This window comes from Streptomyces sp. NBC_00647 (genome assembly GCF_045207245.1).
Lineage (GTDB): Bacteria > Actinomycetota > Actinomycetes > Streptomycetales > Streptomycetaceae > Streptomyces.
Window position 1 is genome coordinate 5,549,675 of record NZ_CP109040.1, and the last position, 13,991, is coordinate 5,563,665.

Sequence of the window (13,991 nt, forward strand, 5' to 3'; positions counted from 1 at the left end):
CCCCCCAGGGTCCTGAACGTGCAGGAACATGATGCATCGATTGTGTGGCCATGACCTCCCCAAATGAGCCATCGTCGTATCCGACGGGGGAAGAGGGGACCTTCAAGTGAGGACGAAGCCGATTATGCGTAAGAAAATGCTTCGCTTGGTGCTTGTCGCCGCCTTCTCCGCCGTCACGGCCTTCGGAGCGCTGAGTGGCCTCTCCGATGCGAAGGGCGACGTTCGGGCAGACAGTGTCTGGCCAGCGGCAGCCGCGGCCACCGTGGTAGCCGGCGACAGCGTCTGGCCGGTGTCTCCCGACCGCACTGACGACAGTGTCTGGGCTTGACATGACTATTCCCCCGGACGACCGTTCCTTTCGCCGAGAAATGGCCACCGCCTACCGATCCGGCTGGCACTTCATCGATCTGGTCACCGCCATCCCCGGCAGTGGTGACTCGCTGATGGTGACCGTGTTCGGGGAGCCCGTGGTCGTCACCCGCGACGACGACGAGGACGTACGGGCTTACCGGTGTCTGCGGCGGCCTCGGGGGGCGCCACAGCCAGTACGGTGCGCCATTCGGTACGGAATGATCTTTGTGAACCTCGACCAGCGCGACCACCGGCTGGCCGGTCCGGACGTCCCGGACATCGAGACCATCGCAGCCACCCCCCGCAGTGCCTGACGCGATTCCCCCGTCGTAGTAGATCGCGCAGGTACTTCCCCCCGCAGCGGCGTCACCGTGACCTGAACACGGTGACGCCGCTGCAGTTTCACGGGAAGGATCCAGGTTCCGCCCCATCGCGCCACGGGCCGGAACCGGCCGCGGCGCCCCGGGGCTCCGGGGGCCGCCCGCCCCGCGGGCCGCCCGGCGGCTCCCCCCGCCGGCTGCCGCCCCCCGCCGTCTCATCCGCGGCCCATCGCGCCCGTGAGCTCGATCTCGATCACCACGCGGGACGGGTTCGGCGCCGGCGTGCGCTCGTACCGCTCCGCGTAGCGCCGCACCGCCTCCGCGACGCGTGCCGGGTCCGTGGAGACCCGGGCCCGCCCCTCCATGGTCGCCCAGCGCGCGCCGTCCACCTGGCAGACCGCCACGCGAGCCCCGTCCGGCCCCGCCGCGAGCACGTGACCCACCTTCGCGCTGGACTTGTTGGTGATGACCCGAGCGAGACCGGCCTCGGGGTCGTATGTAACGCCGACGGGCACCACGTGCGGGGAGCCGTCGGGCCGGAGTGTCGTCAGGGTGCACAGGTGGCGCTCGCGCCAGAAGCTCAGGTAGGCGGCGTCGGGCTGCCGCGGGTCCACCGGATAGGAAGCCATGGGGCCCGAATCTACGCCTCGCGGTGCCTGTTCCGCCCCCATTCCAGCCTTGAGTGGAATAGACTCAACTTTGTGTACGTTGCTTCAGTCAGGCAGCGGTCAGGACACCAGGAGGAGGAGAACGCGAACGTGGACGCCGAGCTGACCAACAGGAGCCGGGACGCGATCAACGCGGCCAGCAACCGCGCCGTGAAGGAGGGGCACCCGGACCTCACCCCCGCCCACCTGCTGCTCGCTCTGCTGGAGGGGCAGGACAACGAGAACATCATCGACCTGCTGGCAGCCGTGGACGCCGATCAGGCCTCCGTGCGCGCCGGCACCGAGCGCGTGCTCGCCGGTCTGCCCAGCGTGACCGGATCCACCGTCGCGCCCCCGCAGCCCAACCGTGACGTGCTCGCCGTCATCGCCGACGCCGCCGAGCGCGCCAAGGAGCTGGGCGACGAGTTCATCTCCACCGAACACCTGCTCATCGGGATCGCCGCGAAGGGCGGTCCGATCGCCGACGTACTCTCCCAGCAGGGCGCCGGCGCGAAAAAGCTGCTCGACGCGTTCCAGAAGAGCAGGGGAGGGCGCCGGGTGACGACCCCGGATCCCGAGGGCCAGTACAAGGCGCTCGAAAAGTTCGGTACCGACTTCACCGCCGCGGCGCGTGAGGGCAAGCTCGACCCCGTCATCGGCCGGGACCACGAGATCCGCCGGGTGGTGCAGGTCCTGTCCCGCCGCACCAAGAACAACCCCGTCCTCATCGGAGAGCCCGGCGTCGGCAAGACGGCCGTCGTCGAGGGGCTCGCCCAGCGGATCGTGAAGGGCGACGTACCCGAGTCCCTCAAGAACAAGCGGCTCGTCTCGCTCGACCTCGGCGCGATGGTCGCCGGCGCGAAGTACCGCGGCGAGTTCGAGGAGCGCCTGAAGACCGTCCTCGCGGAGATCAAGGACTCCGACGGGCAGGTCATCACCTTCATCGACGAGCTGCACACCGTCGTCGGCGCCGGCGCGGGCGGCGACTCCGCCATGGACGCGGGCAACATGCTCAAGCCCATGCTCGCCCGCGGTGAACTGCGCATGGTCGGCGCCACCACCCTCGACGAGTACCGCGAGCGGATCGAGAAGGACCCGGCGCTGGAGCGGCGCTTCCAGCAGGTGCTGGTCGCCGAGCCGACCGTCGAGGACACCATCGCGATCCTGCGCGGACTCAAGGGCCGGTACGAGGCCCACCACAAGGTCCAGATCGCCGACCGGGCGCTGGTGGCCGCCGCGAGCCTGTCCGACCGCTACATCACCTCTCGTTTCCTCCCCGACAAGGCCATCGACCTCGTCGACGAGGCGGCCTCGCGGCTGCGCATGGAGATCGACTCGTCCCCGGTCGAGATCGACGAGCTCCAGCGTGTCGTCGACCGGCTCAAGATGGAGGAGCTGGCGATCGGCAAGGAGACGGACGCCGCCAGCCGGGAGCGGCTGGACAAGCTGCGCCGCGACCTCGCCGACAAGGAGGAGGAGCTGCGCGGTCTCACCGCCCGCTGGGAGAAGGAGAAGCAGTCCCTCAACCGCGTCGGTGAGCTCAAGGAGAAGCTCGACGAGCTGCGCGGCCAGGCCGAACGCGCCCAGCGCGACGGCGACTTCGACACCGCCTCCAAACTGCTCTACGGCGAGATCCCCACCCTGGAGAGGGACCTGGAGGAAGCCGCGCAGGCGGAGGAGGAGGTCTCCAAGGGCACCATGGTCAAGGAGGAGGTCGGGCCGGACGACATCGCGGACGTCGTCGGCGCCTGGACCGGCATCCCCGCCGGCCGTCTCCTGGAGGGCGAGACACAGAAACTCCTGCGCATGGAGGAGGAGTTGGGCCGCCGCCTGATCGGCCAGACCGAGGCCGTGGAAGCGGTGTCCGACGCCGTGCGCCGCACCCGTGCCGGGATCGCCGACCCGGACCGGCCCACCGGCTCCTTCCTCTTCCTCGGTCCGACAGGCGTCGGCAAGACCGAACTCGCCAAGGCCCTCGCCGACTTCCTCTTCGACGACGAGCGGGCGATGATCCGCATCGACATGTCGGAGTACGGCGAGAAGCACAGCGTGGCCAGGCTGGTCGGAGCGCCGCCCGGGTACATCGGCTACGAGGAGGGCGGACAGCTCACCGAGGCCGTACGCCGTCGCCCGTACAGCGTGATCCTGCTCGACGAGGTGGAGAAGGCGCACCCCGAGGTCTTCGACATCCTGCTCCAGGTGCTGGACGACGGGCGGCTGACGGACGGTCAGGGACGGACGGTCGACTTCCGCAACACCATCCTGATCCTGACCTCGAACCTGGGCAGCCAGTTCCTGGGCGGGCAGAGTCTCGCCGATCCGCTCTCCTCCGAGGAGGACAGGAAGCGGCAGGTTCTGGACGTCGTCCGCGCCTCCTTCAAGCCGGAGTTCCTGAACCGGCTGGACGACCTCGTCGTCTTCTCCGCGCTCGACCAGCGGGAGCTGGAGCGCATCGCCAGGCTCCAGATCGACCGCCTGGCCAAGCGGCTCGCCGAGCGCCGGCTCACCCTGGAGGTCACCGACGCGGCCCTGGCCTGGCTCGCCGAGGAGGGCAACGACCCGGCGTACGGAGCGCGCCCGCTGCGGCGCCTCGTCCAGACCGCCATCGGCGACCGTCTGGCCAAGGAGATCCTGGCGGGCGAGGTCAAGGACGGCGACACGGTCCGCGTGGACGCCTTCGGCGACGGCCTGATCGTCGGGCCGGCCACGGGCAAGACGCTGTAACCGGCGCGGCACCCGGCAGGGGCCCGCGGCACACCCGCCGCGGGCCCTCCGCGTGCCCGGACCCGTCGCTTCGGCGACGGCTCCGGCCGGCCGCGTCGCGCTCGGCCGGCTCATGAATGTTCATGTCACCGCTGGATGTTCATGCAACGGCTGTCCGGGCGGCTTCCGGCGCGTCCGTGCGGACCGTCCCCACCTGGCCCGATGCCCGCGCGTGACCGGATCTTGTCAGCCCCCGGCGGACAGGCCCCGTCAGAGGTTGCCACTCCCCTCCCCGCATGGGGGAGGATGGCACCATCCGTACGAAGGGAAATACACGGTGAGCATCGACCCGTCCTCGATTCCGAACTTCGGGGGCCAGCCCGAGCCGCAGTCCGGCGGCCCCGCGGGCCCCGTGGTCCCGGATCAGGACCTCGTGAAGCAGCTCCTGGAACAGATGGAGCTGAAGTACGTCGTCGACGACGAGGGTGACCTCGCGGCGCCGTGGGAGGAATTCCGTACGTACTTCATGTTCCGCGGCGAGGGTGACCAGCAGGTCTTCTCGGTCCGGACGTTCTACGACCGGCCGCACCAGCTCGAGGAGAAGCCCGCGCTCCTCGAGTCGATCGACGACTGGAACCGTCGCACCCTGTGGCCCAAGGTCTACAGCCACACCCACGACGACGGCACCGTCCGCCTGATCGGCGAGGCGCAGATGCTGATCGGCACCGGCGTCAGCCTGGAGCACTTCGTGTCCTCCACGGTCAGCTGGGTGCGCGCCGCCATCGAGTTCGACAAGTGGCTCGTCGAGCAGCTCGGCCTGGAGCAGGAGATCAATGAGGCGGAGAAGCCCGAGGACGACGAGGAGTAGACCCGTCCTCGCAGCGGCGCTCCTCGCGGCGCGCGCGGCCGGTTACAGCGGCGTGTGCGCGATCACGACCAGATAGGCGCCGTAGGCGAACGAGAGCCCGGCCAGGGCACCGGCCACCAGGGTCGCGTGCCAGGGGCGGGCTCTCGCCGTTCGTACCAGGGCGCGGGCCGCCGGCAGCAGCAGCGGGAACGCCGGCAGCAGGAAGCGCGGCTTCGACTCGAAGAACCCGGAGCCGCCCACCGCGATCAGCAGCAGGACGCCGCTGTAGACCAGCAGCGGCAGGGGCGCCCGGTCCGCGATCAGCAGCGCGTACAGCAGTACGGACGCGGCGACGATCATCACCGTCATGGGGAACACGAAACGGTCCCCGTGCAGCAGCAGGTGCTTGACGAAGCGGAGCGACCCGAGGCCGAGGTCGAAGCGCGAGCCCCACAGCCGCTGCACCTCGAAGTAGCCACCGAGCAGATCGCCCTTGCGGTGCCCCACCCACAGCACATAGCCGCCCCAGCCGAGCGGCGCGAGCGCGGCGCCCGTCCACAGCCTGTGGGAAACTTTTCCGCGATTCCGCCAGAGCGTGTGCGCCGCCGCCGCCAGGACCGCCGCGGCCACCGTGAAGCCGTTCGGCCGGGCCAGTCCCGCGAGCGCGGCCAGCGTGCCCGCCCACAGCCAGCGCCCGTCGAGCACCGCGTACAGCGCCCAGGCGGCGAACGCGGTCAGCACGGGTTCGGTGTACGCCATCGACAGCACCACCGAGTGCGGCAGCAGACCCCACAGCAGCACCAGCGCGGTACCCACCGCCCGGCCGTGCAGGCGGGCCCCGATCGCGTACACCCCGCACACGGCGGCCGCCGCCGCGAGCCAGGAGACCAGCAGACCCGCCGTGCCCCCGCTCAGCGGCGTCAGCGCGGTGACGACGCGCACGAGGGCTGGGTAGAGCGGGAAGAACGCCAGGTCGCTGTGGACGACCGTGGGGTGGAAGAAGAGCGTCCGGCCGTAGCCGTGCGCGGCGATGCCCAGGTACCAGACCGAGTCCCAGGACCGCGCGAGCAGGGCGACCGGGTGCTTGCCGGTGGCCCAGGCGGTCGCGGCGAGCACGATGAGACCGGCCAGGCGCACGGCGGCGAACAGCCCGAGCGCCGTCACCGCGGCGGACGGCAGGCTGCGTGCGGCGCGGGACGGTCGGACGGCACGGTCGCCGGGCTCCGTGAGGGCGGGGCGAGCGAGGGTACTCGGGTGGGTCACACCCGAACTGTGCGTTCCCTACGGGGCCTTCGCGAGCTCTGCTCGTCCGTGCGGGTTCCGTTCCGCGGGCCCCGGCGCGTCGCCCGCTCGGAGGGCGCGGCCGGTGTTAGACGGCGGGTGCGGGCGCCGGCTACCAGGCCGCCTTCAGCCGCCGGGACGCCTCCTCCAGCACCTCCGGCGCCTTGCAGAACGCGAACCGCACGAACGGCGCACCCTGCTCGCGGTGGTCGTAGAAGACGGCGTTCGGGATGGCCACGACCCCGGCGCGCTCGGGCAGGGCGCGGCAGAACGCGAAACCGTCCGTCTCGCCGAGCGGCCGGATGTCGGTGGTGATGAAGTACGTCCCCTGCGGCCGGAAGACCGCGAAGCCCGCCTCGCTGAGTCCCGCCGTCAGCACGTCCCGCTTCCGCAGCATGTCGGCGCGGAAGGCCTCGAAGTACGAGTCCGGCAGCGCGAGCGCCTCGGCGACGGCGTACTGGAACGGCCCAGACGCCACGTACGTCAGGAACTGCTTCGCCGACCGTACGGCGCCGACCAGGGCCGGGGGCGCGGTCACCCAGCCCACCTTCCACCCGGTGAACGAGAACGTCTTGCCCGCGCTGCCGATGGTGACCGTCCGCTCGCGCATCCCCGGCAGACCGGCCAGCGGTACGTGCTCGGCGTCGTCGAAGACGAGGTGCTCGTAGACCTCGTCCGTCACCACGAGCAGATCCCGCTCGACGGCGAGCCGCGCGATCTCCGTCAGCTCCGCGCGGGTGAGGACGGTGCCGGTCGGATTGTGCGGGGTGTTGATCAGCAGCAGCCGGGTCCGGTCGGTGACGGCGTCGCGCAGCTCGTCGAGGTCGAGCCGGAAGCGCCGATGGGCGCCCTCGTCCTGGGTGCCCTCGTCGGGGCGCAGCGTCACCGGCACGCGCGTCCCGCCCGCCATGGCGATGCAGGCCGCGTACGAGTCGTAGTAGGGCTCCAGGGCGATCACCTCGTCGCCGGGCTCCAGGAGCGCGAGCAGGGCGGCGGCGATGGCCTCGGTGGCGCCCGCCGTCACCAGGACCTCGGTGTCGGGGTCGTACGACAGGCCGTAGTGGCGCTTGTGGTGCGCGGTGATCGCGGTGCGCAGCTCGGGGACACCCGGACCCGGCGGGTACTGGTTGCCGCGCCCGTCCCGCAGCGCGCGTACGGCCGCCTCCCGGATCTCTTCGGGACCGTCCGTGTCAGGGAAGCCCTGGCCGAGGTTGATCGAGCCGGTACTCATCGCGAGGGCGGACATCTCGGCGAAGATCGTCGTCCCGAACTCGGCGAGCCGGCGGTTCAGGAAGGGGCGCGCGCTGGAGGTCATGCCGGTCATCCTCCGCCCGGGCCCGGGAGTTCCTCAACCCACGGCCCCTCGGACGGCCCCCTCGGACGGCTTCTCGGACGGCTCGTTCGGTCCGTCCGCGGACGGCCCGTTTCCGTCCCGGAAGAGTCGGTGGACATCGCCGCCGACACCTACCGGAGGCAGTGGCCGCCGACCGGACCCCGTCGAAATGAGTTGACCGCACCGGTCCGGCGAGTCATGATCGTCGATCAACTCGCCTAATTTACAACCGACTTGAGGGAAACTGATGAATCAGAAGATGAGAAGCCGTGTCGGGACGTTCCTGGCGACCAGTGCGCTCGTCGTCGGAACCTCCCTCACGCTCGGAGCCACCGACGCGGCGGCGGCCGACTTCACTTTCTCGAAGAGCGGCGTGTCCGCCGACGGGAGCTTCGACGTCAAGGTCTACTACGGCGGCGACCACGCGGGCACCATGGAGTGGAACGGCGATCCCTCGGGCAGCGAACCGGGCGACGCGTTCCGGGTGAAGGACGTGCTCGCCGACGGGTTCGGCATAGAGGCGCGCATGATCGACCCGACGACGGGGCGTTCCGCGACCACGCGCGGGGAGCCGTCCCCCTACACGAGCGGCTGGAACACCGGCAACCTCGATGAGGGCACCGAGGTCTTCATCCAGGTGTGCGCGGTCAAGGGCACCGGGGCGTGGTGCAGCATCGCGTACCAGGGCCACGCGTAAACACGTCCGGGCCGTCCGGCCCGGTGGGACTTCGACGGCCCCTGACCTGCTGATGTGAGCAGATCAGGGGCCTCCTTCACTTCCGAGGGATCCACGGCGGACGTGGGCAGGCGCGGTCGGCCCTCTCCGGCGTTCGACCGGCCGCCCGGCGGACACGGCTCAGATCAGCGCTTTCTTGTAGAAGATGCTGGAGCGCCGGTCGCCCTCGTCGCCGGTGGCGAAGCCGAAGAACAGGCGGGCCTCGCCGGCGTCGGTGCGGTAGATCGCCATGCCCTCGGGCTCGCGCCACTTGAGCGTGGAGCCGGCCGTGGTGAGCTCGGGGCCCTGCTTCACGGTGCCCGTGTTGATGTCGATGCTGGTGATGTGGGTGTTGCCGTCGCCGACGGGGGTGCCGTCGCCCGGGTAGCGGTCACCCGTCAGGAAGTACATGTACGAGCCGTAGAGGGCGTAGCCCTGCGCGGTGCCGGGGATCGTCGGCTGCGCGAAGTCGACCAGCGGCGACCCGAAGGTGCCCGTCTCGAAGGCGGAGAGGGGGTACACGGCGATGCGCTTGCCGCCGCTGGTGTGGTAGCGCACGATCATGCGCTGGTAGACCGGGTCGACGGAGCAGGTGTACTCGGTGGCCCCGGAGATCGGCCGGTAGGCGGCCGAGCCACTCGGCGAGTTCAGGGTGGTGTCGGCGGTGAAACGGACAGGGGTGAGCGCGGTGCCGTACCCGGTCTTGCCCACGTTCTCGTCCGAGGCGCACTCGATCCACAGGTCGGTGCCGGAACCGTGCGGCAGCGCGGCGAAGGCGACGCCGTGGCCGAAGCCGTTGAGGTGCATGTACGAGATGTAGTTCCCGTCGAAATCCATCTTGTTGATACACAGGTCACCGGCGGACTCGGGGCTGTCGGTCCGCTTGGTCGCCACGAACAGGAACTTGTTCACCCAGTCGAAGGCGAAGCTCTGCTGGACCCGTACACCGTGCGTGGTCTTGGACCGGAACAGGTCGGAGGAGGGCTGCGTGAGATCGAACCGCTTGGTGGCGGCCACCGCGGCGGAGGCGGTCTGCGCGCCGACGCCGAGCCCGAGCGCCGCGAGCGCGCCGCCGGCGCCCGTGCGTATGAGGCCGCGGCGTGAGAGGGGGAGGCCAGGGGTGCGGTTCATGGGGGGACTCCTGGGGGGTGGGGGAAGGCTGGGGCACGTGATGTTATCCGTCGCAGGGGCAGAGGCAGGGGTGGGGAATGAGCGATGTGCCGGGCCCCGGTGGGCAGTTGAGTGTCCGGCTCTCGTGGCGGAGGCGAACGGGACGGTCGGCCGCTCCGTGAGAACGCCCGGACAGCAGCGGCGTTCGAGAGTGCCGAACGACCCCAGGAACCGCCGACGCCGCAATCGCTCGGGCGCATGAGTCCGCGCAGGCCGGGGGCGTCCCCCATGTGGAGGCTCTGAAGTTCCTCAACTCTGCTTTGCGCCGGCAGGCGTGGGGGCATCCCCCTGTCACGCAAGACCGGAATCGAGAAGCACGGCCCACGGGGGGCCGCTTCGGGGGAACGAAAGGAGGGTGACGCCATGGCCATCGGCATCATCCTGGCGGTCGTCCTGCTCTTTGTGATCATGGGGGTTGTCCGCGGGGCCAAGAAGGGGCGCCGCCGTTCCAGGGGCGGCGGCGGCGACACCAGCAGCTGGTGGGCCGGCGGTGCGGGGAGCGCCGCGTCCTGCGGTTCGTCCGGCGGTTCGTCGGGCGGGCACCACGGGGGTCACTCCTGTGGGGGCAACTCGTCGTGCGGAGGCTCGTCCTGCGGAGGCGGGTCCTCGTGCGGCGGCGGGGGCGGATGCGGCGGAGGCAGCTGACACGGGGCAGCTGAGCTCCTTGCGGGAAACGCATCCGGCGCACGGAGGTGCCCGTCGGCCGACGACTGCCGACGGGCACGTCCGCGCGCGGGGCGCACGCCGTAGTTGAACAGTTGAGCTGTGGAGCCCTCGGGGGGATGGAAACCGCACGAAGTTGGGTAAAAACGCTGTGGCGGCACCACAGTTCATGATTCCCTCTAAACCACCAAAGCAGCCCTGGTACATCACCAAGCAGCCCTGGGCCGACAGGCCTCGGAAGTCCATCGGATGGTCCTATCGGACGCGTCCTTCGGATGCCCTTCCGGCCGGGCTGACCGGGCCGTTCCCCCGGTGTTGACCGGGTGCGCCGGAACCCCACCTCACCTTTGCGTGCTAGCGGAGCCGACCCATGCTCACGACCCTGAACACCTCGTACACCGACACGCGTGCGGCCGATCTCGCCTGGGCTCTGGGCCGCGAACCGCTGCCGGCCCTCGCCGCACTCGACCTCGAACTGGACGGGGCAAAACTGCAGTTGAGGCTGCTCGGCGCATCCCACCAGGTACTCCTGGAGGAGGAGCGGGGCAGCTGCTCGGAGACCGTCGCGTGCATCTCCGGCAGCAGCACACCCCTGCCGCTCGGCGTCGCGAAGCGGTTCGACGACTGGGAGTACGAGTTCGCGGCCCGGGTCGAAATCCTGTCCCCCGGCTCCTTCGCGGGCCGCGCCCAGGAGTTGCTGGCCCTGGTCTCCGACCACCCCCAGGGACTCGCCGGCGTCTTCCCCGGCAGCCCGCACGCCTTCACCGCGATGCTCGCCCAGCGCCACGAGGGCCAGGTCCATTGGCGTACGTGGCACGCGTACCCGCAGGACGGCCAGTTGGTCGCGACGCGTACGCGGGTCGGCGTGCGGACGGACGCCCTCAGTACGTCCGGCGTCTGAGGGCGAGCGCGCGATCGGATACCGGAAGCGCGGGCGGAGCAAGGGAGTTGCGCGTGGCGGGGTTCGCGGACGGTGTGCCGGGAAGATGCCCAGGTCAACTCCATGTGCCATGAAGCGCAAGGGTTTCCACACGTGTGGGTGACGAGACGTAGTGACGGCGTGACGTAGCGTTCACGGCGTGATCGAACCGCACGCGCCAGCTCCTCCCGGCGCGCCGCCGCCCTGGGGCGTCCAGGGCCAGGCGCGGCTGCCCGTCCGCCCGGGCATCGGCAGGTTCCTCGTCCTGGCGGGAGTGTTCGTCTGCGCCGCGTGCGGACTCGTGTACGAACTCGAACTCGTGGCCCTCGCCTCGTACTTGATCGGCGACTCGGTCACCCAGGCATCCGTCGTGCTCTCCGTCATGGTCTTCGCGATGGGCGTCGGCTCCCTCGCCGCGAAGCGGCTCCGCCCGCGCGCCGCGGCCGGCTTCGGCGCGGTCGAGGCGGCGCTCGCGCTGGTCGGCGGATGCAGCGCCATGGCCCTGTACGCGGTGTTCGCCTGGACCGGCGGCTGGGGCGGCCTGTGGGCGGACGGTCCCCGCTATCTCCTGGTGGCCTTCTCGCTCACCATCGGCCTGCTCATCGGCGCCGAAGTCCCCCTCCTCATGGAGCTGATACAGCGCATCCGCCGCCAGGACCCCGGCGGTGCGGTGGCCGACCTGTTCGCGGCGGACTACGTGGGCGCCCTCGTCGGCGGCCTCGCCTTCCCCTTCCTGCTGCTGCCCCTGTTCGGCCAGTTGACGGGCGCGCTGCTGACCGGAACGGTGAACGCGGTGGCGGGCGGAGCCCTCGTACTCGGCCTGTTCCGGAAGGACTTGTCCCGCCGCGCGCGCTGGACGCTGCTGGTGTCCAACCTCCTCGTCCTCGGCCTCCTCGCCTCGGCCGCGGTGCTGGTCGACGACTTCGAACGGGCCGCTCGGCATGCCCTGTACGGGGCGGACGTGCGCGTCGCGCTCCGCACCGGCGTACAGGAGGTCGTCCTCACCGGCGGCACCCGCGGACGGCCCCTCCACCTCTTCCTCGACGGCCGCGCACGCTTCAGCGGCCGCGACGAGCACCGCTACCACGAGGCGCTCGTCCACCCCGCGATGAACGGCCCCCACGCGCGCGTGCTGATCCTCGGCGGCGGTGACGGACTCGCCGCCCGCGAAGTGCTGCGCCACTCCGGGGTGCGCAGCGTCGACGTCGTCGAACTCGACGCGGACGTGGTCCGGCTGGCCCGCCACGACGCCGCGCTGTCCGCCCTCAACCGTCATGTGTACGACGACCCCCGGGTGCACGAGGTGACGGCGGACGCCTTCAGCCGGCTGCGCGACGCCCGTACGACGTACGACGTCGTCATCTCGGACCTGCCCGACCCGGGCATCACCGCGAGCACCAAGATGTACTCGCAGGAGTTCTACGGCCTCGCGCGCCGTGTCCTCGCCCCCGGCGGCCGGCTCGTGGTCCACGCCGGTCCGCTCGCCGACCGGCATCGGGCCTTCTGGACGGTCGACTCGACGATCCGCGCGGCCGGCCTGTTCACCAGGCCCTACCGTGTCCGCGGCCGGGACTCCGGCTTCGCCGCCGGTCCCGACCGCGCCATCGGCGGCGCGGCGGGCTCCGTCGGAGACTGGGGCTTCATCCTGGCCTCCCGCACGCCCGCGTCCCTGCGGCTGGCCTCCCACTGTCCCCGCCTGCGCACCCTCACCCAGGCGGCCCTGACGGCCGACGCCCGCGCCGCCGACCGAAGCCGCGTCCCCCACCCCCTGCCGCCCTCCACGCTGGTGCATCCGCGGTACGCCGACTGAGGCGGAGGCGCGGGAATCCCGTGATACGCGGGTGCGGTCCGGGTCGTGCTGGGTAGGCTCGGCTGACATGGAGCATGAGGTGTTCGTTCCGTTTCCGGCCGGGCGGCTGAGGGAGGCCCTGGCGGATCCCGTCCGGATCGCCCGCGCGATCCCGGGTCTCCAGCAGGACGCGTCGGCCGTCTCCGACGGCGCGGCGGACACGGCTGCGCCGCCCGCCTCCGGGACGGGGCAGGACGCCGCCGCGGGGACGGGGCAGGACGCTGCCTCGGGGACGGAGCAGGACGCCGTCTCCGGTAGCGACGACGCCGCGGAGATGCCCTCCCCCGTCGGCCGCGAGCCGGGCGCGCGGGTCGCCGGGCGCCTGAAGGTCCGCGTCGCCGGGCACACGATCACCTATCGCGGCGCGTTGCGCGTCACCGCCCAGGACGACGGCTCGTACGCCGTCGAGGGCGACGCCACGGAGGTACGCGGCGGGGGCGCCGTGAAACTGGCGCTGACCCTGCGGCTCGCTTCCTCCGACGGCGGCACCACCCTCGCCTTCGGCGGCACGGCCTCCGGCGACGGCCGCGTGGCCGAACTCCCGCACGACGCGGTGTCCTCGGCCGGACTGCGCCTGCTGACCCGCTTCGGTGAAGCGCTGACCGCGGGCCTCGCGACCCCGGCCGCCTCCACCCCCGACACCGGCCCCTCGACCGACACCGGCCCCTCGACCGGTACGGCGGCCGCGGGCGGGTCCGAGCCCGGCCTCAAGGCCGAATCCGAGCCCGAGGCCGATTCTGAGCCCCAGCCCGAGCCCGAGGCCGACTCCGAGCCCGGAGTCGGGGCCGGCGCCGGGCAGGAAGCCGGGACGGAGTCCGACGGCGGGCACGGAACCGGGGCTTCCTCCGTCTTCGAGGCAGAGGTGCCGCCTCCTTCGCTCGATTCCTCGGCCGGGGACGACGAGTTCGACGGGGAGGACTTCGTGGCGGAGGACGACGAACCGGGGAGCGAGGACGCGATGGCCGAGGCGGCGCACGCGCGGCGGACGATGATCGGACGCAGCGCGGAGGAGGTGGACCACGCTCCTCCGCGTGGCCGCTACGCCCCCGTGCCGCCCCCGGAGGCCACGGCCGCCCGCGCCACCCTCCGCTGGGCGGCCCCCGCGGCGGCCCTCGCGCTGGCCTCGGCGATCGCCGTGACCCGGGCGCTGCGCAAGCGCCGGTGAGGGCGGGGAACCACGCGGCGCTCCCGCC

11 protein-coding genes are annotated in these 13,991 nt (G+C 71.4%); 7 read left to right on the plus strand and 4 right to left on the minus strand.

The features are described 5' to 3' along the window. Nucleotides 1-329 precede the first annotated feature (329 nt). Nucleotides 330-665: a hypothetical protein gene (locus OG788_RS24435; RefSeq protein WP_266760890.1), complete on the plus strand. Its 336-nt coding sequence runs from the start codon at nt 330-332 to the stop codon at nt 663-665. A gap of 221 nt (nt 666-886) precedes the next feature. On the opposite strand, the gene OG788_RS24440 is transcribed toward OG788_RS24435, so the two are convergent. Further along, complete coding sequence (locus tag OG788_RS24440) at nt 887-1,300, minus strand: pyridoxamine 5'-phosphate oxidase family protein (protein ID WP_406373422.1); 414 nt, start codon at nt 1,298-1,300, stop codon at nt 887-889. A gap of 129 nt (nt 1,301-1,429) precedes the next feature. On the opposite strand from OG788_RS24440, the gene clpB reads away from it, so the two are divergent. Further along, entirely contained in the window at nt 1,430-4,042 is a 2,613-nt protein-coding gene (gene clpB / locus OG788_RS24445; protein ID WP_406376830.1) for an ATP-dependent chaperone ClpB, read from the plus strand. Between the two features lie 316 nt (nt 4,043-4,358). Next, a complete protein-coding gene (locus OG788_RS24450) occupies nt 4,359-4,889 on the plus strand; it encodes a YbjN domain-containing protein (RefSeq protein WP_266760896.1) in 531 nt (176 codons plus the stop codon). A 42-nt stretch (nt 4,890-4,931) separates the two neighbouring features. Here the strand turns inward: OG788_RS24450 and OG788_RS24455 are convergent, their stop codons facing one another. Continuing rightward, a complete protein-coding gene (locus tag OG788_RS24455) occupies nt 4,932-6,131 on the minus strand; it encodes a mannosyltransferase family protein (RefSeq protein WP_406373424.1) in 1,200 nt (399 codons plus the stop codon). 130 nt (nt 6,132-6,261) lie between these two features. Further along, nucleotides 6,262-7,473: a pyridoxal phosphate-dependent aminotransferase gene (locus tag OG788_RS24460; RefSeq protein ID WP_406373426.1), complete on the minus strand. Its 1,212-nt coding sequence runs from the start codon at nt 7,471-7,473 to the stop codon at nt 6,262-6,264. Nucleotides 7,474-7,741: 268 nt separating this feature from the next. On the opposite strand from OG788_RS24460, the gene OG788_RS24465 reads away from it, so the two are divergent. Beyond that, a complete protein-coding gene (locus OG788_RS24465; RefSeq protein WP_406373427.1) occupies nt 7,742-8,179 on the plus strand; it encodes a hypothetical protein in 438 nt (145 codons plus the stop codon). Nucleotides 8,180-8,338: 159 nt separating this feature from the next. On the opposite strand, the gene OG788_RS24470 is transcribed toward OG788_RS24465, so the two are convergent. Next, nucleotides 8,339-9,328 carry a teichoic acid biosynthesis protein C gene (locus OG788_RS24470; protein ID WP_406373429.1) on the minus strand — a complete coding sequence of 330 codons (990 nt, stop codon included), beginning with the start codon at nt 9,326-9,328 and terminating at the stop codon, nt 8,339-8,341. A 1,072-nt stretch (nt 9,329-10,400) separates the two neighbouring features. Here OG788_RS24470 and OG788_RS24475 point away from each other — a divergent pair. The 3 genes from OG788_RS24475 to OG788_RS24485 all read left to right on the plus strand — a co-directional run bounded on the left by OG788_RS24475 (nt 10,401) and on the right by OG788_RS24485 (nt 13,963). Continuing rightward, nucleotides 10,401-10,931 carry a DUF2617 family protein gene (locus OG788_RS24475; protein WP_351547839.1) on the plus strand — a complete coding sequence of 177 codons (531 nt, stop codon included), beginning with the start codon at nt 10,401-10,403 and terminating at the stop codon, nt 10,929-10,931. A 178-nt stretch (nt 10,932-11,109) separates the two neighbouring features. Continuing rightward, a complete protein-coding gene (locus OG788_RS24480; protein ID WP_406373431.1) occupies nt 11,110-12,759 on the plus strand; it encodes a polyamine aminopropyltransferase in 1,650 nt (549 codons plus the stop codon). A 67-nt stretch (nt 12,760-12,826) separates the two neighbouring features. Continuing rightward, nucleotides 12,827-13,963: a carbon monoxide dehydrogenase gene (locus tag OG788_RS24485; RefSeq protein WP_406373433.1), complete on the plus strand. Its 1,137-nt coding sequence runs from the start codon at nt 12,827-12,829 to the stop codon at nt 13,961-13,963. Nucleotides 13,964-13,991: the final 28 nt, after the last annotated feature.